20 protein-coding genes and 3 tRNA genes are annotated in these 22,498 nt (G+C 28.1%); 5 read left to right on the top strand and 18 right to left on the bottom strand.

From position 1 onward, the window contains the following. Positions 1–16 precede the first annotated feature (16 nt). The 7 genes from FRIFI_RS02035 to hcp form a co-directional block, all read right to left on the bottom strand. Entirely contained in the window at positions 17–1,417 is a 1,401-nt protein-coding gene (locus FRIFI_RS02035) for an MATE family efflux transporter (protein ID WP_166504862.1), read from the bottom strand. Between the two features lie 173 nt (positions 1,418–1,590). Beyond that, a tRNA-Thr gene (locus tag FRIFI_RS02030) sits at positions 1,591–1,665 on the bottom strand. Between the two features lie 4 nt (positions 1,666–1,669). Continuing rightward, positions 1,670–1,745, bottom strand: a tRNA-Asn gene (locus tag FRIFI_RS02025). A gap of 11 nt (positions 1,746–1,756) precedes the next feature. Then, positions 1,757–1,830, bottom strand: a tRNA-Cys gene (locus FRIFI_RS02020). Between the two features lie 180 nt (positions 1,831–2,010). Further along, entirely contained in the window at positions 2,011–2,196 is a 186-nt protein-coding gene (locus FRIFI_RS02015; RefSeq protein WP_092923153.1) for a DUF1858 domain-containing protein, read from the bottom strand. Continuing rightward, positions 2,196–2,873, bottom strand: coding sequence for a nitrite/sulfite reductase domain-containing protein (locus FRIFI_RS02010; protein ID WP_092923150.1), 678 nt, complete (start codon positions 2,871–2,873; stop codon positions 2,196–2,198). Before FRIFI_RS02010 ends, FRIFI_RS02015 begins: the two co-directional genes overlap by 1 nt. A 262-nt stretch (positions 2,874–3,135) precedes the next feature. Continuing rightward, positions 3,136–4,860 carry a hydroxylamine reductase gene (gene hcp, locus FRIFI_RS02005; protein ID WP_166504861.1) on the bottom strand — a complete coding sequence of 575 codons (1,725 nt, stop codon included), beginning with the start codon at positions 4,858–4,860 and terminating at the stop codon, positions 3,136–3,138. Between the two features lie 105 nt (positions 4,861–4,965). Here hcp and FRIFI_RS02000 point away from each other — a divergent pair, with 105 nt between their 5' ends. Continuing rightward, a complete protein-coding gene (locus FRIFI_RS02000) occupies positions 4,966–5,604 on the top strand; it encodes a Crp/Fnr family transcriptional regulator (protein WP_240276161.1) in 639 nt (212 codons plus the stop codon). Positions 5,605–5,663: 59 nt separating this feature from the next. Here FRIFI_RS02000 and FRIFI_RS01995 read toward each other — a convergent pair whose 3' ends face one another. The 5 genes from FRIFI_RS01995 to FRIFI_RS01975 form a co-directional block, all read right to left on the bottom strand. Further along, the gene (locus tag FRIFI_RS01995; protein ID WP_166504859.1) at positions 5,664–6,332 is read right to left on the bottom strand and encodes a copper homeostasis protein CutC; all 669 of its coding nucleotides are present in this window, start codon (positions 6,330–6,332) and stop codon (positions 5,664–5,666) included. 33 nt (positions 6,333–6,365) lie between these two features. After that, positions 6,366–7,247, bottom strand: coding sequence for a cation diffusion facilitator family transporter (locus FRIFI_RS01990; RefSeq protein ID WP_092923138.1), 882 nt, complete (start codon positions 7,245–7,247; stop codon positions 6,366–6,368). Positions 7,248–7,364: 117 nt separating this feature from the next. Continuing rightward, complete coding sequence (dinB, locus tag FRIFI_RS01985; protein ID WP_166504858.1) at positions 7,365–8,477, bottom strand: DNA polymerase IV; 1,113 nt, start codon at positions 8,475–8,477, stop codon at positions 7,365–7,367. A 280-nt stretch (positions 8,478–8,757) separates the two neighbouring features. Continuing rightward, positions 8,758–10,266: a DUF1846 domain-containing protein gene (locus FRIFI_RS01980; RefSeq protein WP_092923132.1), complete on the bottom strand. Its 1,509-nt coding sequence runs from the start codon at positions 10,264–10,266 to the stop codon at positions 8,758–8,760. Between the two features lie 325 nt (positions 10,267–10,591). After that, entirely contained in the window at positions 10,592–10,771 is a 180-nt protein-coding gene (locus FRIFI_RS01975; RefSeq protein ID WP_092923302.1) for a hypothetical protein, read from the bottom strand. A 656-nt stretch (positions 10,772–11,427) separates the two neighbouring features. Between FRIFI_RS01975 and FRIFI_RS01965 the strand changes: the two genes are divergently transcribed. Continuing rightward, positions 11,428–12,222, top strand: coding sequence for a tetratricopeptide repeat protein (locus FRIFI_RS01965; RefSeq protein WP_166504857.1), 795 nt, complete (start codon positions 11,428–11,430; stop codon positions 12,220–12,222). Between the two features lie 90 nt (positions 12,223–12,312). On the opposite strand, the gene FRIFI_RS01960 is transcribed toward FRIFI_RS01965, so the two are convergent. Together FRIFI_RS01960 and FRIFI_RS01955 are read right to left on the bottom strand one after the other, a co-directional pair. Further along, a complete protein-coding gene (locus FRIFI_RS01960; RefSeq protein ID WP_166504856.1) occupies positions 12,313–13,974 on the bottom strand; it encodes a ribonuclease J in 1,662 nt (553 codons plus the stop codon). A gap of 97 nt (positions 13,975–14,071) precedes the next feature. Next, entirely contained in the window at positions 14,072–14,551 is a 480-nt protein-coding gene (locus tag FRIFI_RS01955) for a metal-dependent transcriptional regulator (protein ID WP_166504855.1), read from the bottom strand. Positions 14,552–14,696: 145 nt separating this feature from the next. On the opposite strand from FRIFI_RS01955, the gene FRIFI_RS01950 reads away from it, so the two are divergent. Together FRIFI_RS01950 and feoB are read left to right on the top strand one after the other, a co-directional pair. Next, positions 14,697–14,924: a FeoA family protein gene (locus FRIFI_RS01950; RefSeq protein ID WP_092923120.1), complete on the top strand. Its 228-nt coding sequence runs from the start codon at positions 14,697–14,699 to the stop codon at positions 14,922–14,924. Between the two features lie 29 nt (positions 14,925–14,953). Further along, entirely contained in the window at positions 14,954–17,080 is a 2,127-nt protein-coding gene (feoB, locus tag FRIFI_RS01945) for a ferrous iron transport protein B (RefSeq protein WP_166504854.1), read from the top strand. 74 nt (positions 17,081–17,154) lie between these two features. Here feoB and FRIFI_RS01940 read toward each other — a convergent pair whose 3' ends face one another. Further along, positions 17,155–18,183: a BMP family lipoprotein gene (locus tag FRIFI_RS01940; RefSeq protein ID WP_166504853.1), complete on the bottom strand. Its 1,029-nt coding sequence runs from the start codon at positions 18,181–18,183 to the stop codon at positions 17,155–17,157. 310 nt (positions 18,184–18,493) lie between these two features. Further along, complete coding sequence (locus tag FRIFI_RS01935) at positions 18,494–19,678, bottom strand: M20 metallopeptidase family protein (protein WP_166504852.1); 1,185 nt, start codon at positions 19,676–19,678, stop codon at positions 18,494–18,496. Between the two features lie 209 nt (positions 19,679–19,887). Between FRIFI_RS01935 and FRIFI_RS01930 the strand changes: the two genes are divergently transcribed. Continuing rightward, on the top strand, positions 19,888–20,208 hold the full coding sequence (locus tag FRIFI_RS01930) for a hypothetical protein (RefSeq protein ID WP_166504851.1): 321 nt from the start codon (positions 19,888–19,890) through the stop codon (positions 20,206–20,208). A gap of 126 nt (positions 20,209–20,334) precedes the next feature. On the opposite strand, the gene FRIFI_RS01925 is transcribed toward FRIFI_RS01930, so the two are convergent. Both FRIFI_RS01925 and FRIFI_RS01920 read right to left on the bottom strand, forming a co-directional pair. Then, positions 20,335–21,201: a hypothetical protein gene (locus FRIFI_RS01925; protein WP_166504850.1), complete on the bottom strand. Its 867-nt coding sequence runs from the start codon at positions 21,199–21,201 to the stop codon at positions 20,335–20,337. A gap of 45 nt (positions 21,202–21,246) precedes the next feature. Further along, a complete protein-coding gene (locus tag FRIFI_RS01920) occupies positions 21,247–22,344 on the bottom strand; it encodes a YkvI family membrane protein (protein WP_092923102.1) in 1,098 nt (365 codons plus the stop codon). Positions 22,345–22,498: the final 154 nt, after the last annotated feature.

Genomic DNA, 22,498 nt, shown 5'->3' with positions numbered 1-22,498 from the left:
AGATTTTTTAACTCTATTAATTTGTATTTAAGCTTTCTTTATCATTAGTGTTTATACTTTTACTTTCTATATTGCTTAAATTTCTCTTATAAAACACCATAAAGCATATTGCTGTTGTTATAACTGCCGTTATATCTGCTATAGGTTGTGCTAAAAGCACTGCAAATAACTTATTTTCCATAAATGTTGGTAGTATATATATTAATGGTATTAATAAAATTACTTTTCTAAGTAATGCTAAAAACAGAGAAATTTTAGCTTGCCCTAGCGCAAGTAGTGTATTTTGACATGCTACTTGTATTCCAAATATAGTTATTCCAACAAAATAAATCCTTATACTCCAAACTGTTATTTCAACTAATTTTGGATCACTATTAAATATCCTAACAAACATCTCCGGCATTATCATAAGCGCTGTACACATTGTTGCCGTATATCCTAAAGTAATTAATATTGTTAATTTAAAAGCCTTTTTAACTCTACCAATTTGTTTTGCTCCATAGTTGTAACTCATTATAGGTTGAGAACCTTGAGTAACTCCCATTGTCGGAAGCATTATTATCTGCATTATACTACTCATTATAGTCATTGCACCTACAGCTAAATCTCCACCATACATTTGAAGCTTTGTATTTAATGTTATTAAAACTAAACTCTCCGTAGCTTGCATTATAAATGGTGCAACTCCAAGCCCCATTACTCTTCCCATTATTCTAAAATCTATTTTTAAGTATTTTTTTCTTATTTTTAATGTTGCCTTACCGCTTAGTAAAAATCTTAGTACCCACATTGCTGATATTGCTTGAGATATAATTGTAGCTGTAGCAGCACCTCTAACGCCCATATCTAATCCAAATATTAATATTGGATCAAGTATTATATTCATAGCCGCACCTATAGATACTGTCATCATACCTATTTTTGCGAAACCTTGTGTATTTATAAATGGATTCATACCAAGTGCAACAAGAACAAATATAGTTCCTATTAGATATATACTTAAATAATCCATTGCATAACCTATAGTAGCTTCACTTGCTCCAAACGCCCAAAGTAATGGTTCTTTAAATACTAAAAATACTAGAGTTAGTAATATTGCTAACAGTACAAGTGTAGAAAAACTATTGCTCATTATTTTTTCTGCGCCATCATTATCCTTTTCACCCATTTTTATTGCAGCTAATGGAGCTCCCCCCATCCCTACTAAAGCCGCAAAAGCTGCTACTATTAATGTTATTGGGAATGCAACTCCAACACCAGCCATCGCTATATCTCCACCTTGCATTCTCCCTATAAATATTCTATCAACTATATTGTATAGTACATTTACTAGTTGAGCTATTATTGCAGGTGTTGCTAGCTTAAATATTAATTTAGGAATGCTTCCCTTTCCCAAATCCGTGACATTATTACTCATCCAAATTCCCTCCTAGATTTATTATATTTTAAGTTTACATTGTCAACTATTTCAAATTTAAATATATACTATTTTACTAATACTTTTAATTATAATACATAATTATTTAATTTTAAAATATTTTTTATTTTATAAAAAAATAACTCTAATCATATGATTAGAGTTATTCAAATTGGAGCTGGTGATAGGAATCGAACCTACAACCTGCTGATTACAAGTCAGCTGCTCTACCGTTGAGCCACACCAGCATATTGGCGGGAATAACAGGACTCGAACCTGTGACCCATTGATTAACAGTCAATTGCTCTACCAACTGAGCCATATTCCCATATATTAAATTGGAGGCGACACCCAGATTCGAACTGGGGATCAAGGAGTTGCAGTCCACTGCCTTACCACTTGGCTATGTCGCCTTATCAACACAATACTATTATATTATTTTAAACATTTTTTTGCAACTGTTTTCATTATTTTTTTAATTAAATTTTTATACTTTTTTCGACTATTTTAGAGCTTTATAATATGTGTGGTAATTTCATATATCAGTAAGAAATATATGTACATTTCTTACTGATATATTTATTATTTTAATATTAAAGGCTATTTATCTTAGCTAAAACCTCATCTAAATCTATTCCATGTATTTCACAAGCTTGTTCTAATCTCTCCATTGCAGCTGAAGGGCAACCTAAGCATCCCATACCATAGTCCATAAGTATTTTTACTGCCTCTGGTTTTTCTTTTATTATATCTCCTATTATAGAATCTTTAGTTATCATTATAATTCCTCCTTTAAATTTGCTATTTCTAATACATCTTTTCTAAAACTTTCTATACCTATTCTATCTATGAATTCACCTAACTTTTCGCCCATTTGACCATGCTCATTATAGTAGTTAAGTAAAGTTTCAACTAAGGTATATGCTTCTTTCTCTGATAATTTTTTAGTTATTATATCAGCTATTCTTGGATAAAAACCTGCACTTCCTCCTGCACATACAAAGAAAGTTCCATCAATATCTACTAAAACTCCAATGTCTTTAGAATATACACTTGTACATGCATTTCTACATCCCGCAACTCCTATTTTTGTTCTGTTTGGAAGTGGCATTCCATGAAAGTTTTTACTTATTCTCATAGCTATACCTATCGTTGGATACTTTGACCTTTTACAAAAATTTGCTGGACACATCTCTACATTTTTTACAGAATATTGATTTGTAACTGCTGGTTTCATATCAAGTTCTTTCCATATATCATCTAGATCTTCTTCTTTTAAATTAGTTATTAATATTCTTTGACCTGATGTTATTTTTAATACTCCATTATATTTTTTAGCTACATTAGCTATTTTTATAAGAGTATCTGGTAATACAAACCCTCCTGGTATATGAGGAGTTATTCCATATGTTCTTTTACCATCCCTTATTTTTTGTAAATTCCCATAATTACTCATCTATATCTACACTTTACCTTTCTTATAAAGTTAAGTTACATCTATTTAAATTTTATTTAACCTTATTATATCCTATTTTTCGTAAAACTTATGTAACATATGTTACATAAAACTCAAATTATTACTGTAAATATGAAATTTTTTTTCATTAATATTTTAAAGTGTATTGTATCGTCTGTATGAGTTATAAATAGTTTTAGCTTAGCATAAAATATTTTATATAAAAAAGACACCATTTTATATGGTATCTTCTTTATTAAAATTAGTTTCCTAAGAACATATTTAAATCATCTTCAACATTTGTTATCCCACCTATTCCAAAGTTTTCAACTAAAACCTTAGCAACATTTGGTGATAAGAATGCTGGTAATGTTGGTCCTAAATGTATATTTTTAACTCCAAGATATAATAATGATAATAATACTATTACAGCTTTTTGTTCATACCAAGCTATATTAAATGATATTGGTAAATCATTTATATCTTCTAATTCAAATACTTCTTTAAGTTTTAATGCGATAAGTGCTAATGAGTAAGAGTCGTTACATTGTCCTGCATCTAATACTCTAGGTATACCATTTATATCTCCTAAAGGTAGCTTGTTGTATTTATACTTAGCACATCCTGCTGTTAATATAACTGTATCTTGTGGTAAAGCCTTAGCAAATTCTGTGTAGTAGTTTCTTGACTTAGCTCTTCCGTCACATCCACCCATTACAAAGAATCTCTTTATAGCTCCAGTTTTTATAGCATCTACTATTTTATCTGCAAGTGCAAATACTTGATTATGAGCAAATCCACCTACTATTTCTCCAGTTTCTATTTCAACTGGTGCTTTACATCTTTTAGCATGTTCTATTATTTGTGAGAAGTCTTTATCATCTTCTGAATTTCCTTTTATATGAGTACATCCAGCAAATCCTGCTGCTCCAGTAGTGTATACTCTATCTTTGTAACTATCCTTTGGAGGAACTATACAGTTTGTAGTCATTAATATTGGACCATTGAAGCTTTCAAATTCTTCTTTTTGCTTCCACCAAGCATTTCCATAGTTCCCTACAAAGTGTGAATACTTTTTAAATGCTGGGTAATAATGAGCTGGTAACATTTCTGAGTGAGTATATACGTCTACTCCTGTTCTTTCTGTTTGCTTAAGTAATAATTCTAAGTCTTTTAAATCATGTCCTGATATTAATATACCTGGATTATTTCTAACACCTATATTAACTTTAGTTATTTCTGGATGTCCATAAGTTCCAGTATTTGCACTATCAAGTAAAGCCATTGCATCTACCCCAACCTTACCTGTTTCTAGTGTTAATGCAACTAAATCATCTGCTGTTAAAGTGTTATCTAAAGTCTTAGCTAATGTACTTTGCATAAATGCATTTACTTCTTCACTATCATAACCTAGTGCATTAGCATGTTTCATATATGCAGACATTCCTTTTAATCCATATATTATAAGTTCTCTTAAACTTCTTATATCTTCATCTTTTGTAGCTAATACACCAACTTTAGTTGATTTTTCGTCTAGTATTGTATCTATTTCTACTTCTTTCTTACCACTTCCTAGTATCGTGTTTTTTAGTTTAGATAATACAGATACTTTAGCATCTAATTCTTCATTATTTGATGCATTCCATAACGCTGCTTCTGATAAATTTTCTTTGTTCTTTAATTTTGATAATAATTCTTCTTTAGTTTTTAAAGTTTGTTTTACTCTTTCATAGAATATTTCATCATCAAAATTTGCATTAGTTATTGTTGTAAATAGGTTTATAGTTATTAGATGGTTAACAGTACTATCTATTTTTTTCCCTTCATTTCTTAGTCTAGTAGTAACCTCTGATAATCCTTTAGTTGTATATATTAATAGATCTTGCATTCTTGCTAGATCTGGTGATTTTCCACATACTCCAAATTTTGTACATCCTGTACATCCTGCTGTTTCTTGACACTGAAAACAAAACATTTTATTTTCCATTTCATGTCCTCCTCTTTATTTTATGTGATAATTATATGTTATAATAGTATATATTTCTGTAACATACGTTACACTAATAAAAAAAATATAAAAGTAGGTGATTTTTTGTTTAAAACTAGAGAGGAAGCATTACATTTTTTTAAAGATTCAACTTATACCATATCTAAATATAATAAAAATGATATTATAGCTATTGAAGGTTCTCCTTGCGACAAAGTAGGATTAATATTACAAGGTAGTATTGATGTAAAACGTATATTAACCAGTAATAATGTTATACATATGTCTTCTTTATCTGTAGGTAACTTTTTTGGAGAAATTATAGCGTTCTCAGATACTAATGCGTACCCTGCTACTATAATGGCATCTAGTAATTGTGAAATAATGTTTATACATAAAACTTCATTTATAATCTTTTGTACTAAAAATCCAGATTTTTTAGATATGTTTTTAAATGACTTAAGTAATAAGATTATACAACTTAATAATTCTATAAAAAATTTATCTTTTTCAAGTATACGTCAAAAACTAAGTAACTATCTAATTACACAACATACTATCCAGAAAAGTAAATTTATAAAACTTGGCATAACAAAACAAAAGCTTTCTGAAATGCTTGGTATCCCTAGACCTTCTTTATCTAGAGAGCTTATGAAAATGAAATCTGATGGACTTATAGATTATTCAAAAGATACAATTAAAATATTGGATATAGAAACTTTAGAAGAGTTATTAATGGAGTAAAAAAAGAGCAAAGTAAGACTTAACAATTATGTCTTCTTTGCTCTTTTATATTTTATTGTCTATTTTATTATTTTAATTAATTCTTTTAATTTATTTTCATCTATTCTACCAAAAGGACTATTATCAATTCTTATAGCTGTCCCAAAGTGGTAATCCGTGGCATTTGTTAATTCTTTTATTGTGTTTATATTTTCAAAGTTGAGTCCCCCACCTAGTAGTATATTTATATCTTTTGATACTTCTATCATAGACTTTATTTTTTCTATATTATAATCTATACGTTTAGTACCACCTGCTGTTAATATATTTGTTATATTATATTTATTTAATATCTCAGTACTTTTAATCACATTTGTAAAATCTATAGCCTTATGGAAAGTTACATCAATTCCTTTACATTTTTTAAGCAATCTTTGTAGATTTACTTCATCTATATTATTTTCTTTGTCTAAAAGCCCCAACACTACTCCATTTACACCTAAACTTTTAGCTATCTCTATATCTTTTTCCATTATTTCTATATCATACTCACTATATACAAAACTATTTGCATGATTTCTTATCATAACGTTAACAGGTATATTTACGTTATTTACTACCTTTTCTATAGTAGCAAAACTTGGAGTTAAACCTCCTTCTGTTAGCGCACTAATAAGTTCTATTCTATCACCTCCACAAGCTTCTATAGTTTTAGCGTCTTCAACTGACATCCCTATTATTTCTAACATATTCTCTCCCTTTTTAAGTATAATTTATAACTATTATACATTAATTCTATCGTTATAATAAGGTTCTGTATGAACTATAACTTGACAATTTTCATTTATTTCTTTTCTTATAACATCTTCTATCTTATGACCTAATATATGTGCCTCTTCTGTGCTTAAATTTGGATTTACTAATACATGCATATCAATATGAATATCATTTTGACTTCCTCTACTTCTAATTTTATGCACATCTTTAACTTCATCAAATCTAATTACAATATCATTTATAACTTTTTCATCTATAATAGCTTTATCTACTAATACGCCTATAGACGATATTAGTATTTCATATGCGGAATGAAGTATAAATAAAGCTACTACTACTGATACTATCGGGTCAATAATTGGAGGAAGACCCATGTTTATACCAAATAAAGTTATTAAAACTCCTATCGATACAAACACGTCACTTTTTGTATGCATTGAGTCTGCTATTAGGATATGACTATTTAATTTTTTTCCCATTTTATACTCATATTTACTCACCAATATATTTATAAATAATGTGAAAATTAATATAAGTAGACTTTCAATTGTAATTGATGGTTCTACAATATTTTTAAATCTATCTATAGACTCTATGATTATATTTATTCCTACCAGAGTTAACATAGCTCCTATAAACATACTTGCAAGAATTTCAAACTTCCTATGTCCATAAGGATGCTCTCTATCTTTAGGCTTTATGGCTATACTTATGCCTACTATTCCTACCACATTTGACGCTCCATCTGATAAGGAGTGAAATCCATCAGCCATCATACTAGCACTTTTAATAAAACCTCCTATTATTATCTTCAACAAAGCTACGATTAAATTTGCAAATAAAATTATCCATAATATTTTTTTTACTTCTCTTAGATTACTATTCATAGTGCCTCCTTTTAGTAATAAATAAAATTATATGAAATCTCTTAAAATCTGGTAATAACTATCATTTACCTTTAAACTAAAAAATCCATGAAAAGCATATTATGCTTTTCATGGATTTTAATTTAAATTAGTATTGTTATTCATATTATTTATATATTCAAATATAGTTACATTTGTGCATTCTTTTTTAGAATCTACTAAATTAGATACGGTTACTCCTAGTAATCTTATCTGTTTATTTTTAGTATCCACATTTTTTAATAATTCATATACATTAGTTCTAATATCCTCTTTTTTATATATTGGATTTCTTAAACTTAAGCTCCTTGTTATTTGACTAAAGTCATCATACTTTATTTTTAAAGTTATAGTTTTTCCTAAATTATTAGAATATGATAGTCTATGTGATACATCTTCACATATTTGTGAAAGTATCTCTAAAACTTCCTCATCATCTATACTTAAGTTATTTTTTAAAGTAGTTTCTGAACCAACTGATTTTCTTTCTCTATGCGGTTTAACTTCTCTATAATCAATGCCTCTTGCAAATTGATAAAATACATAACCTCTATTTTTAAATATTGATTCTAATTCACTAATATCTAATTGCCTTAAATCATATCCATTTTTTATTCCTAAATTATTTAGTGTTTTTGCTGTTACCTTGCCAACTCCAAAAAATTTGTTTATTGGGAGCTTGTCTAAAAATTCTTGTTTATTTTCTGGTGTTATTACCGTTAATCCATTAGGCTTTTTGTAGTCTGATGCTAGCTTAGCCAAAAATTTATTATAAGATACCCCTGCAGAAGAAGTTAATCCAACTTCTCTTAAAATATCTTTCTTTATCATCTTAGCTATTTGTGTTGCATATTTTATTCCTTTTTTATTTTTAGTAACATCTAAGTATGCCTCATCTAAAGATAAAGGCTCTACTAAATCTGTATATCTATAAAATATATTTCTTATCTTTTGTGATACTTTATGATATTCTTCAAATCTAGGCCTTATGAAATATGCATATGGGCACCTCTTATATGCAGTTTTTGATGGCATAGCTGAGTGAATCCCATATTTTCTAGCTTCATATGAACAAGTAGCTACAACTCCTCTACTTTCTGGTCTCCCTCCAACTATCACAGGTTTCCCTCTTAAACTTGGGTTATCTCTTTGCTCTATAGATGCATAAAAGGCATCCATATCTATATGAATTATTTTTCTATTATCTACCAATTTAATCACCTTTTAAATCTTGATTTATATATATATCTTACATTAATTTTGGTTTATTTTTATATTTTATTTGCCTCAATTCTGCTTTTTATATATTATTTAAAGTTTTTTAAAAAATAACTTGCAAATTTTTGAAAAAACCTTTAAAATAGTTATTCCAAGGAACTAAGTTATTTTTAGTTCTTGATGACCGTATTTTTATATTTATTTTTATTTTGTAATTGTATACAAAAAGACCATACTACTATTTGTAATATGGTCTGATTTTTTATATCAATTTTTAATTTGCGTAGTAAAGATTTTGCGATGGATACTCTGGATCAGATGTTACATCTATTCCAAGTTCTCTAAATGTTTGTTCATCACTTTTACTTAATATAGTTGTTGAGTGTGCTTGAGCTCCTTTTAATAAAGGTAATTTGTCAAGTACAACTTGTGCAGTTGGGTTTGTAACAGCGCATATGCTAAGTGCAGTTAAAACTTCTTCACAACTTAACTCTGGATTTCTACTTCCTAAAGTTTTAGTTTTTAAGTTTACAATTGGCTCAAGTATAGCTGGTGATATTAGATGTAATTCATCATCTATATTTGCTAAATGTTTTATAGCATTTAATGTTGCTGCTGCAGTTGCATCCATTAATTCTGAACCTTTACCTGTAAGTATTACCCCATCATTTAATTCTATTGCAACAACTGGGCACATATCATTTTTATTTGCAGCTTCTTTTAATTTGTTGCTGTACTCTCTTGCTGGCATAACAACTGTTCTATCTTCTGGCTTTAAGTTAAGTCCTTGCATTATAACTTGTATTCTTTCAAAAGCACCTTTATCAACTTGTCCTTTTTTGTATTCACAAGCAGTCTTGAAATATCTTCTTATTATTTCTTGTCTAGATGCTTCTTGTACAACTTCATCATCTACTATACCAAATCCAACTCTATTAACACCCATGTCTGTTGGTGATTGATATATAGATTCTTTTCCTGTTATTTTTTCGATTATTTTTTTAAGAACTGGGAATAATTCTAAATCTCTATTGTAGTTTACAGACATTTCACCGTATTTTTCAAGATGGAACGAGTCTATCATATTTACGTCTTTTAAATCTACTGTAGCTGCTTCATAAGCTATATTTAAAGGATGCTTTAAAGGTACATTCCATACTGGGAATGTTTCAAATTTAGAATATCCAACAGCATTTCCTCTTTTATTTTCATGGTATAACTGACTTAAACAAGTACCAAGCTTACCACTATTTGGACCTGGAGCTGTAACAACAACTATAGGCTTAGTAGTTTCTATGTATGGATTTGCTCCATATCCTTCATCACTTACTATTGTATCAACATCTGTTGGGTAACCTTTTGTTGGGGCATGCTTATATACTTTTATTCCTCTACGCTCTAATTTATTTATGAAAACTGTTGTAGCAGGTTGTCCTTCATATCTTGTTATAACAACGCTGTTTACATCTAATTCGTAACTTCTTAAATCATCGATAAGTCTTAGAACTTCCATATCATAAGTTATACCGAAGTCTCCTCTTATCTTATTTCTTTCTATATCTCCTGCATAAACACATATCACAACTTCTACTTTTTCTTTTATGTGTTGAAGTACTTTTATTTTGGCATTTTCATCAAAACCTGGTAATACTCTTTTAGCATGTAAATCTCCTATTAGCTTACCACCAAATTCTAAATAAAGTTTGTCAAAATTATTAACTCTTTCTAAGATATATTTTGATTGCTCTTCTAGATATTTCTTGTGATCGAATCCTATCTTCATCTTTGCACCTCACTAAATTATTTAATTTTTGATAACCGTATTTTTATATATATTTTTATTCGTATTAGTGAAATTTGTTTAAAAATGTAATATTTTTTCTCTTATTTTCACTTTAAGGTTATATTATACATTCAACTTTTCAATATTTCAAGATTATTTTTTGTATTTTTAATATATATATTTATATATATTAAGTATTCACAAATATATTAAAATATACAAGTAAATCAGCAAAAATACTTATTTTTTTAAGTTTTGTTTTAAAATAATTTAAAAAGCTAAGATTTTACTCTTAGCTTTTTAATTTAATTATATTTAGTTTAATTTAACAATCAAAGAATCCTTCTTGTCCACATATTATTAATAATAATATTAAAAATGGTATCCATGAACATATATCTATTTCACACCATACATCTCCAAATGCTAGGAATAAGAAAAATAGTACTATTATCCACCATGCTCCAAATCCACCTTCACAGCCTCCAAAGAATCTGTCTAACATATTACTCATATATTTACCTCCTGTTGTCATTTATATTCTAGAGTTTTTATACTCTTAAGATATATTATGTAGGACGGTTTATTTTTGATATAATTTTATATTTGCAATTTACATCATTAATCGACAGATTTGAGAAATTCCACTATTTCTACATTTTTTAATTATGATACATGGATATATTGATAATTAATCATAATACTATTTTAAATATAAATGCAATTATATAACTTTTGTAACCTGCTATTCTACCAAACATTGTACTTTCTCTGTATATAAATACTTACCTCATTATCATAAAATCCCAAGACTTTTATCGTAATTACTTTTCTCATTATTTCTGAAATATTTACATTTGCCAGTTTATAAAGAAGCATAAAGGCTAAAGCTCCTATTGATACTGTCATTATAATAACTACATAATTTAAACTTTATATAGTATTTGTTAAACATCTAAACATAATGAGATACATAATTCTCAGCTATGCCTATAACCTTAACCTTTTTCATTTTATATGGTAATTTCTATATCGTAAACAATTCCACTATAGTCCTACATATAGTATATTTTAATTCACCCTTTATAAATTTCATTCATATTATATTTAGTAATATAATAAGTGTTAAAGTCTTATGTAACTTTATTGGAGGAGATATATTTGAGTTTTATAAATACAGAAAATAAATATATAAATAATGGGATTCGATTTTTTAATTTAGGAAATATATACTATTATGGCCTAGATGTAGAAAAAAATTTTAAAAAAGCATTTGGTTTATATTTAAAAGCTTCCACTTTTAATATAGCTGAAGCTTTTAACATGCTCGGTGTTTTATCTTTTAATGGAGAAGGGGTAAATAAAAATTTAGAAGATAGTGTATATTACTTTGAAAAGGCTAAGGATTTAGGAAATTTAACTGCTATGTTTAACCTAGCATTAATCTATGTTTTCTCTGAAGATAAAAAAGACTATTGTAAAGCTCATGCCTATTTAGAGAAACTTGTCGATTTAGGCTATATATTAGCCAAAGATGTTTTGGACTATTTATACTATAATGGCTATGGAGAAAATAAAGACTATAATAAAGCATTAAATTATTGGATTAATAATGATATCTTAGATTTTTCTAATATAAATATGAATAATGATATTAATATTCCTTACACTATTGAAGATTTTGGCAACTTTGAAGAGTTAGTTATTGAAAATTCTAATTTTAGCGATGATATTGAGGATAAAAGACTAATAGATGCTGATAACTACTATAATGGGACTTTAGGTAAAATCGACTATACTAAAGCATTTGATATATACCTTAAATTAGCTGAAGGTGGGAACGGATATGCACAGATAAAAGTAGCTAATATGTATAAAGATGGACTTGGTATTGAAAAAGACTATACTAAATCTTTAAAGTGGTACTCAAAAGCACTTTCTAACTCTAATAAGTAGTAAAAAATTAAAAAGTCTTCTATTAGTTTAAAATAAACAAATAGAAGGCTTTTTAATTTTTTGTTATATTATTTAATATATCTTTATATACTATACTTCCATTATTATAGGGAAAACAATAGGTCTTCTTTTAGTTTTATGGTATAGCAATTGTTCTATGGATCTTTTAATATTTGTTTTTAGTATTTGCCACTCCAATATTTCTTGTTCTAGGCATTTTTCTATCTCTTCTTTTGATACCTCCTTTATTTTATTTATTAAATCCTCTGCTTCTCTAGCGTATATAAATCCTCTAGTTATTACGTCTGGACCTGCTACTATACTATAACTATCTCTATTTATAGCAACTACAATAGTTACCATTCCATCTTTAGCTAAATCTCTTCTATCTCTAAGTACAATATTTCCTACATCACCAACTCCTAAACCATCTACAAATATAACCCCTGTATGAACTCTTTTATTTGCATTTACCCCTTCATTAGTTATTTCTAACACTTGTCCAGTTTCTAAGGTAAATACATTTTGAGGCTTCATTCCTAACTTTATAGCCAAATCTTTATGATGTTTTAAGTGTCTATATTCTCCGTGTACTGGCATAAAGTACTTAGGCTTAACTAAGCTATGAATAAGCTTTAACTCCTCTTGATAGGCATGTCCTGACACATGGATTTCTTCTAAATCCTCATATATAACATCTACACCTTTTTTAAATAATTGGTTTATAACCCTAGAAACTAACTTATCATTACCAGGTATAGGTGATGCAGATATTATAAAAAAGTCGTCTGGTTCTATAATTATCTTTCTATGTGATCCATAAGCTATTCTAGAAAGACCCGCCATTGGTTCTCCCTGGCTTCCTGTTGTTATTATAGTTATTTCATTATTTGGATACTTACTTATATCATCTATATCTACTATGTATTCTGTAGGTATATGCAAATATCCTAGTTCCATAGCTACTTGAGATATATTTTCCATACTTCTCCCACTAAATACTACTTTACGATTTTGCATTACAGATGCATTTACTATCTGTTGCATTCTATGAATATTAGAAGCAAATGTAGCTACAATTATTCTTCCTTTAGCATTTGTAAAAATTCTATTTAATGTTTCTCCTATAGTTTTTTCAGATATAGAATGTCCACTTCTTTCAACATTTGTGCTATCTGCCATTAAAAGTAGTACACCTTTTTTGCCCAGTGTAGCTATTCTGTTTAAATCTGTCATTCGCCCATCTATAGGAGTGTAATCTATCTTAAAGTCTCCTGTATGAAGTATTATACCTAAAGGTGTGTGTATGGCTAATCCACACGCATCGGCTATACTATGAGTCATCCTGATAAATTCTATTTTCATATTTTCTAATTTTATACTTTGACCAGCTTTTACAGGGTTTAAATCTACATGATTTAACAAATCATGTTCCTTTAACTTATTCTCTACTAGTCCTATTGTAAGTTTCGTTCCGTATACTGGTATATTTAACTGTTTTAATATATATGGTATAGCTCCTATATGGTCTTCGTGTCCATGTGTTAAAAACATTCCCTTTACTTTATCTTTTTTATCTAACAGATATCGTATATCTGGTATAACTAAATCTACTCCATACATATCTTCATCCGGAAAAGATATCCCACAATCAATAATGATTATTTCATTATTATACTCTATCGCAGTTATATTTTTTCCTATTTCTCCAAGACCTCCAAGTGGAATAACTTTTATGCTATCCTTATTCATAAAGTATGTCTCCTTTTCTTTTGTTCAATTTATGTTAAATTTAATATTTTGTATTCAATCATTCTATAAGTTATTTTTAACAATATATATTTAATTATTAGTTATTTTTATTAATATGCATCGCCTTTTCTAATATATAGTCTTTAAACTCTTTCAATATAGATTTATTTTCACCTAAAAATCCTACTAATAAACTTATTTTTTCTAATGTTTCTTCCCTAATAGTATGTTCAATTTTTTCAGTTTCTTCATGAAGATTATTTTGAACACCTATAATTTTTAAAAACGATTCTATAGTGTCATGCCTTTTTAATAATTTTTCTCCAATTTTCTTGCCTTCACGACTTAAATTTATACATCCATATCTTTCATGTTCCAATAAATTTTTACCGCTCAGCCTTTTTACCATCTTACTTGCTGATGGTATTTTTACATTTAGCGCTAATGCAACTTCAGCAACTTTAATTTTCTTATTTTCTAGATATAATCTATATATCATCTCAATATAGTCTTCTTCGCTAGGACTAAGTTTATTATTTTTTATATATTCATTAAATGTGTAATACTCATTATTCATTGTTTTAACCTCCTATGTGTCTTATATTAAATATATTAAATGCCTATTTTTAATAGTACTTTTATGTAACATTTCTTATAATTTTTTCATAGTATTTAGTGTGAAAGTTAGCTTAGACTAAGTTTGAATTTTATGGAGGTGCATTATGACTAAGCTCAGTGATATAGATATAAACTCTACAGTTATAGTTAAACAACTTTTAACTGATGGATATATAAGAGAAAGAATGCTTGCTCTAGGTCTTACAGATGGTGCATTAGTTCATGTTATAAGAAAAGGACCTAAAAATAATTTAACAGTATACGATATAAGAGGAGCAAAAATAGCCCTTAGAAAAGAAGAGGGAGATAACATTATTGTTTCTAGAATTTAATTTTTAGTTTTATAAAGGGGGGATTTATTATGGGTTTAACTCATGACTCTACAAAAGCAAAATCCTTAAAAGATATGTTTGACATTGAAAGAAAGCCCAACCAGTATGTCATTGCCTTAGCTGGTAACCCTAACACTGGTAAAAGTACTGTTTTTAATACTTTAACCGGCTTAAAGCAACATACTGGCAATTGGCCTGGTAAAACAGTTTGCACTGCTCGTGGGGATTTTAAATACAATAATAAAGAATATGCTTTAGTAGATTTACCAGGTACTTACTCTCTATTTGCTGCATCACAGGAAGAAATGGTGGCTAGGGATTTTGCTTGTTTTGGAAATCCAGACGCAGTTATTGTTGTTGCTGATGCTACATCTTTAGAAAGAAATTTCAATCTAGTTTTTCAAATTATGGAATTAACTGATAAAGTTATACTTTGCATAAATCTAATTGATGAAGCTGAGAAAAAAGGTATTTCTATTAATAAGGACAAAATAGAAAAATATCTAGGAATACCTGTTGTTTTGACATCAGCTAGAAATAAAAAAGGAATTGATGAACTTTTATGTACTTTAGATAAAGTAGTATTAAATCAATACGAGTATAATAATAAAATTATAAAATATAATAAAGAAATTGAGAGTTATGTAAGTATTATAGAAAAAGACTTAAAAGAATATATTCCTTTTATAAAATCTAGATGGCTTGCTTTAAGGCTTATTGATGGAGATAATAGTATTTATAAATCTATGAATGACTATGTAGATGGTGACTGTAACAAATCAATTGATTTAATTAAATCAAAACTTCCACTAAATATAGATAAAAAATCAATAAGAGATAGTATAAGTAAGACTAATTATGAATATGCTTCTGAACTATATAATTTATCTATAAATATAAAAAGTGATATAAAGTACAAGAGAGATGATAAAATAGATAAGATTATTACATCTAAAGTATTTGGAATTCCTTTAATGCTATTGTGTCTTGCTTTTATACTTTGGTTAACTATACAAGGTGCAAACTATCCTTCACAGATGATATCTAATGTACTTTTTGGTATAGAACCACATATATATAATTTTTTAGAAACTATACATCTACCTGTTTGGTTAAATGAAATGCTTACTTTTGGTATGTATAGAACTCTGGCTTGGGTTGTTTCTGTAATGTTGCCACCTATGGCAATATTTTTCCCACTATTTACTTTACTTGAGGATTTTGGGTATCTTCCTAGAGTTGCATTTAACTTAGATCATTTATTTAAAAAAGCATGTTGTCATGGTAAACAATGTCTTACTATGTGTATGGGATTTGGTTGTAATGCTGCTGGTGTTATAGGTTGTAGAATAATTGATTCTCCAAGAGAAAGACTAATTGCAATACTTACCAATAACTTTGTTCCTTGTAATGGTAGATTTCCAACTTTGATTGCTGTAGCTACAATATTTTTCTCTTCAGCCATTGCAAGTTCCACTTCTACAAGTATAGTAACTGCTCTTTGCATTGCTTTGATAGTAGTATTTGGTATATTAATAACACTTTTAGTCTCTTATGGGTTGTCAAAGACACTATTAAAAGGAGTTCCTTCTACTTTTACACTAGAGCTTCCACCATACAGAACTCCTCAAGTAGGAAGAGTTTTATATACATCTATTATTGATAGAACTTTATTTGTCTTATACAGAGCAATTATAGTTGCCATACCTGCTGGTATTGTGACATGGGTATTTGCTAATATTTATATAGGAGACATGAGTATTCTAGTTCATGTAGCAAATTTCCTTGATCCAATAGCTAAATTTATAGGTCTTGATGGATTTATTCTTTTGGCCTTTATACTTGGTTTACCTGCAAATGAAATAGTCATACCAGTTTTACTAATGTCTTATTTGGCTACAGGTTCAATGATTGAATTAGATGAACTTTCAGCTTTAGGAACAGTTTTAAGAGATAATGGATGGACTTATCTAACAGCACTTAATGTTATGTTATTTAGCTTACTTCATTGGCCTTGTGCTACTACCTTAATTACTATAAAAAAGGAAACAGGTAGTGCTAAATGGACTTTAATCGGATTTTTACTACCTACTGTAATAGCATTTACAATTTGCTTTATGACAACTTGTTTATTTAACATATTAGGCTTAGCTTAATATTAATAAATACAAAATAGAGCTATCTTATAAGATAGCTCTATTTTTATAGTTATAGTAGATTAAAAATTATTCTATTGATTTACCATTTCATTATATTCTTTTTCATTTTTAGGTGCTTTTAATTCACCTTTTTCAAACTTTTCAATTTGTTGATTTACATAATCCATTACATCTTGTGGTACTAAGTTTTTAGTACTTTCAGGTAATCCAACAGCACCTTCTTTTAGGCCATATATTGTTGTTGTTCCACCTTCAAACTTATCTTCTTTTAACTTCTCGACTACATCATATACACCAACGTCAACCCTTTTTATAGCTGAAGTTAATACATTTTTAGGCGCTAGAGAACTTTGATCTCTATCAACACCTATAGCATATTTACCTTCTTCCTTGGCAGCTTCTATAGCTCCAGTACCAACATCTCCACCTGCAGTGAATATTATATCAGCACCTTGAGAATACATTTGCTTAGCTATAGCCTTACCTTTTGCTTGGTCTGTAAATGAGTTTGCATATTGAACTTGTATTTTAGCTTCTGGATTTGTAGCTTTTACCCCTGCCATATATCCATATTGGAATGCTTCTATAACTGGTAACTCCATACCACCTATAAATCCTACGTTATTAGTCTTAGTCATTTTACCAGCAACTATACCTGCTAAATATGCAGATTGTTCTGAGTTAAATTGCACTGCTTCTACATTTTTAGGTACTTCTTTATATGTTTCATCTATTAAAGCAAACTTTTGGTCTGGATACATTTTAGCTGCTTCTTCTATAGCTGGTGCTAATTTCATACCTACCCCTAGTATTAAATCTGTATCTTGGTCTACTAAAGTTTCTATGTTACTTGCATAGTCTGAATCTTGCTTTGATTCTAAGTATGTAACATCTACTCCTAAATCTTTTTTTGCCTTCTCTAGACCTTCCCATGCAGATTGATTAAATGATTGATCATTTACTCCTGCTACATCTGTTACCATAGCTATTTTTAATTTACCATCATCTTTCTTTTCACTTTCTCCGCCTGAACATCCTACTAATAATGATGCTGATAATACAGTTACAGTTGCTAATGATACTAACTTTTTAAATGTCATGATAAATCCTCCTAGTTTTATTCAAAACCCCGCCTTTTTAAGTTGTCCAAAGATAAAACTTTTTTATTTCATAAAAAAATCCTTTTATCAGCATGATAAAAGGATAGTAATTTCTATACTACTAGTGTAAACATTAATATCTTTTTAGTCTCTCTGGACTATTTTAAAGCTGATTTAGTATTATTTTGTTTTCATTTTTATTTATTATTACATTTTTATACATAGTTGTCAATATATAAAACAACAAATAAATTTAAATTTTATTTTTTAAGTTTAACTATTTAATTTTTCTATATACAAAATTTTATAATTAATTTTTATTAAAATATAAAACATTTGCTATATGCATTAGAGTTCCTACTTCTAAGCATCTTTCATCTATATTAAATGTAGAAGTATGAAGCTGAGTAACCTCTTGATTACTATTCCTGCAACCGATATGATAAAAAACACCTTTACATTCTTCTAAATAATAAGAAAAATCTTCTCCTCCTAAAGATGGCTTCTCCTTTAGTATAAATCTATCTTTTCCAAATAATTTTTCTGTACTTTCAGCTACTATATCTACTAGATAATCATCATTTACTACAGGAGGATACCCATCGCTTCCCCATAATACTTCTCCTTTACAATCAAATGCTCTACATATATCTGATACTATATTTTCTATCCTTTTTATCATTTCTTTTCTTGTATTTTTGTTTATTGTTCTTAATATTCCATTCATTGAAACCTCTTCACATATAATATTTTGAGCTTCTCCTCCCATAATTTTGCCAATTGTCAAAACTGCACTATCTAATGGTGATATATTTCTACTTACTATGCTTTGTAGTGCTAAAATTATACTAGAAGCTACTACTATAGCATCCTTTCCTGATTCTGGGTATGCTCCATGAGATTTTTTACCTTTTATAATAATTTTTAAACTATCAGTGCTTGCATTTAATATATTATATTTTGTCTCTATATATCCAGTCTCTAAATATGGCATTACATGTAATCCAAACATATAATTTACATCTGGATTTTTCATACATCTATCTTCTACTAAAAATTTTGCTCCTCCTACTGTTTCCTCTGCTGGTTGAAATAGAAATTTTACATTTACATGTAACTTATCTTTCATATCATTTAAAATCTTACATGCTCCAAGTAGCATAGCTATATGAGCATCATGTCCGCAAGCATGCATTACACCTTTATTTTTTGATTTATAATTAATTTCGTTTTCTTCATTTATTGGTAACGCATCCATGTCAGCTCTAATTCCTATAGTTATCTTATTTTCTGGTTTTATAATGTAAGCCATAACTCCGTTGTGTTTTTCAAATTCTGTATACTCTATATTCATTTCTTTTAAGTAATTTAATATTCTATTTTTAGTATTATATTCATTTAATGATAATTCTGGATACTTGTGAAATTCTCTCCTCACCTCTATTAACCAAGGCTCTATATCTTTTATCCTTCTTTTAATATATTCAGTATACATATAATCTCCTTTATAAAAATAATTTATATAAAAATATATGTATCAAAAACCTTTTTAAGAAATATATTTTATATATATTGTTGTTTATACCTAAATTCATGTATTATGTATTTTTGTTTTATTTAAAAGGTGTAAGTTAATAAATATAGAATTTTATTATTGTATTAATTTTCAAAATCTTTACATTTATTTTGAGAGGTGTGATAAGTATGTTTGAAATGGTTAGATTTCCTTATAATGCTAGACCTGTTGCAAGATTAGATGCTAATAACATTGTCCATAATCATTTATATCATGACTGTCCTATTGGTAAAGTTTGTGATAATGTTATGTATGATCTTAGTGATAATCCAATTGGGAGAGTAGAAGAAGATGGTACTATTCATTCTCACCATATAAATAATTCGCCTATTGGTAAAGTTGACTCTGATGGTTATATATCTAAGGGAAATGATTTAGTTGGAAGAATAGATTGTAATAATCAACTAGCTGGTGGAGCTTATTTATTATTAATACATGATAATAGATAAACTTTTGAAAAATTATTATTTAACTTACTTTATATTTTAATAATGTTTAATTTTTTTATTAAAAATAGAAAAAGTATCTATAAATCTAGACACTTTTTCTATTTTTTATTTATGTAAATATATTCTTTATTTTATAAATTGACCTATAAAATCAATCATCATTTTCTTAAATACGCCGCTATAATCTACTATTTGTGCTAGTTGATTTCCATTAGGTGTTTGACTATTATAATTTGATATTTTAAATGTTAGGTATCCATCAACTTCTTCTATAAGATATCCAACATCTTTTGTATTTGATACTTCAAGATCTCCCATATCTAAATCCATATCTTTTATTATTTCTTTGTTTGCACAAAGTATCCCTTCTGAATATGTGCTTATATCTGTTCCAAATACTACATATTTAGCACTTGTATCTTTTGATGTTTTAAGGAATAATCTATTTGTTAGGTTACTTTTTTCCATATTAACAGGTATTAATTCACTGTTTATAGCCTCATCTAAATTATTTTTAGTAGTTTCTATGAATTTGTCCATATCAAATTTTTCTTTTTCTATTTTTAATATGTTTAAAGTATCTAAATTTTCTTGAGGTATATATTTTACCACATTCTCAAATACATGATATACATCTCTTATCTCATATCCTTTATTTATGTAACTTTCCTTTACTTTATATTCTTCATCAAATTCTTTTAATAATTTTTTATTTTCTTCTTTACTTTCATAGTCTTTTATACTTGTTACAAATGGTATTATTTTGCTTGGTTTCATCAAAAACATTTCTAATGGTTTTATAGTATCATTTGCTTCTTTTATGTCACTTTCTTCAAATGCAACCTCTATTCCATCTTCTAAGAAAGCAACTTCAACTTCCATCTCATATTCGTTTTCATCTATTATATTACTTCCTACTGGATACATTACTACTAACTTGCTTTTGTCGTAAACATATCCAAATGCATAATCTATTTCTAGCTGTTTTGTCATATCTTTCTCCTTAGTATTTTAATTATGTATTTATTATATCAAATATTATAAACCTTTATATTTAATATTAATACCAAATACATTATTTTTTATCTTATTTACAAATATGGATATTAGTATTATAACTCCAAACATACCTGATAGTGGATATATAAGTTTTACTAGTGTTGCAAAAGGTAATCTTCCTCCGATTATTCCTAATACAGTACAAAATATTGCTATGCCTGTGAACTTACTACTCTTTTCCTTAAAATAGCTTGTGCATACAGTCCATAGTAACGGAACTGCAGTTGTATATATTCCCGCAATTAACATAAGTGAGAACATAGCCCCTACGATTGGACCAATTTTGTCAGCCATGTATAAAGTAGGTATTTCAGTTATGTATATATTTTCTATATCAGACATTATTCCTAAATTAAGAGCTATAGCAGCTGCCATAAATAATACTCCACCAATAATGCCTCCCCATATACAACTGCTTTTCTTTTTTGCTGTAGAACCTACTCCAACTAAAAATGGTGTAGCTATTATTAGGTTTAGTCCTGTGTATATTATGCTTGTAGTTAACCAGTGATCTACTGGTTTAGTAACATCTATCGTTGTTAATATTTGATTAACAGCACAAAGAGATTCATAATTTCTTGCAATAGTTACTACTCCAACTCCTACTGACATTATAGCTATAATTGGACCTATATTACCCAAGATATCTATAACCTTATTCATTCCCATAAGTACAGATACTAATGCTAGCAATCCTATTATTATGGAACCTATTTGTTTATCTATCCCATAATATTGATTTATAGATGCTCCTGCCCCTGATATCATAACCATAAAGCTACAAAAGAAAAATATAGGCATAAATAATTTAAAAAATCCACCTATATAATTTCCACATAAATATGTAAATATATCATTGCTACTTCTTAGTTTTTGAGTTTTCCCGATTTCTAATAAACTAGATCCACAATATGCTAGTAAACCCATACATATTAAATTTGACAATATACTAACTATCCCATGTGCTGAAAAAAATTGCATTATTTCTTGTCCGGTAGCAAATCCAGACCCTATACATACAGATATATATGTTCCTGCAAATTTAATTATCTCACTAATACTACTTTTACCTCCCATAGTAATTCCTCCTTATAGATATTAAATCTCATTACATATATATGCTTGTTTACTATATAAATATTAACTACTTGTCTAAATAATATTAAGGTTTATATTATTTAGCCTATTTTTATGATGAAATCATTGGAATCAATAATAAATAAAGAGGTAA

It is taken from the genome of Romboutsia hominis, from assembly GCF_900002575.1.
GTDB lineage: Bacteria > Bacillota > Clostridia > Peptostreptococcales > Peptostreptococcaceae > Romboutsia_C > Romboutsia_C hominis.
The sequence above is the reverse complement of the archived record's forward strand: the minus strand, read 5'-3'. Positions and strand labels throughout refer to the sequence as shown.

Excerpts from the sequence above, each read along its gene's own strand:
- FRIFI_RS01920 (WP_092923102.1), bottom strand. The coding sequence starts at position 22,344 with ATGGGAGGTAAAAGTAGTATTAGTGAGATAATTAAATTTGCAGGAACA.
- FRIFI_RS01975 (WP_092923302.1), bottom strand. The coding sequence starts at position 10,771 with ATGTTAGACAGATTCTTTGGAGGCTGTGAAGGTGGATTTGGAGCATGG.
- FRIFI_RS01935 (WP_166504852.1), bottom strand. The coding sequence starts at position 19,678 with ATGTATACTGAATATATTAAAAGAAGGATAAAAGATATAGAGCCTTGG.
- feoB (WP_166504854.1), top strand. The coding sequence starts at position 14,954 with ATGGGTTTAACTCATGACTCTACAAAAGCAAAATCCTTAAAAGATATG.
- FRIFI_RS02015 (WP_092923153.1), bottom strand. The coding sequence starts at position 2,196 with ATGATAACTAAAGATTCTATAATAGGAGATATAATAAAAGAAAAACCA.
- FRIFI_RS01955 (WP_166504855.1), bottom strand. The coding sequence starts at position 14,551 with ATGAATAATGAGTATTACACATTTAATGAATATATAAAAAATAATAAA.
- FRIFI_RS01930 (WP_166504851.1), top strand. The coding sequence starts at position 19,888 with ATGTTTGAAATGGTTAGATTTCCTTATAATGCTAGACCTGTTGCAAGA.
- FRIFI_RS01940 (WP_166504853.1), bottom strand. The coding sequence starts at position 18,183 with ATGACATTTAAAAAGTTAGTATCATTAGCAACTGTAACTGTATTATCA.
- FRIFI_RS02035 (WP_166504862.1), bottom strand. The coding sequence starts at position 1,417 with ATGAGTAATAATGTCACGGATTTGGGAAAGGGAAGCATTCCTAAATTA.
- FRIFI_RS01925 (WP_166504850.1), bottom strand. The coding sequence starts at position 21,201 with ATGACAAAACAGCTAGAAATAGATTATGCATTTGGATATGTTTACGAC.
- FRIFI_RS01995 (WP_166504859.1), bottom strand. The coding sequence starts at position 6,332 with ATGTTAGAAATAATAGGGATGTCAGTTGAAGACGCTAAAACTATAGAA.
- FRIFI_RS01950 (WP_092923120.1), top strand. The coding sequence starts at position 14,697 with ATGACTAAGCTCAGTGATATAGATATAAACTCTACAGTTATAGTTAAA.
- FRIFI_RS02010 (WP_092923150.1), bottom strand. The coding sequence starts at position 2,873 with ATGAGTAATTATGGGAATTTACAAAAAATAAGGGATGGTAAAAGAACA.
- hcp (WP_166504861.1), bottom strand. The coding sequence starts at position 4,860 with ATGGAAAATAAAATGTTTTGTTTTCAGTGTCAAGAAACAGCAGGATGT.
- FRIFI_RS01980 (WP_092923132.1), bottom strand. The coding sequence starts at position 10,266 with ATGAAGATAGGATTCGATCACAAGAAATATCTAGAAGAGCAATCAAAA.
- FRIFI_RS01960 (WP_166504856.1), bottom strand. The coding sequence starts at position 13,974 with ATGAATAAGGATAGCATAAAAGTTATTCCACTTGGAGGTCTTGGAGAA.
- FRIFI_RS01990 (WP_092923138.1), bottom strand. The coding sequence starts at position 7,247 with ATGAATAGTAATCTAAGAGAAGTAAAAAAAATATTATGGATAATTTTA.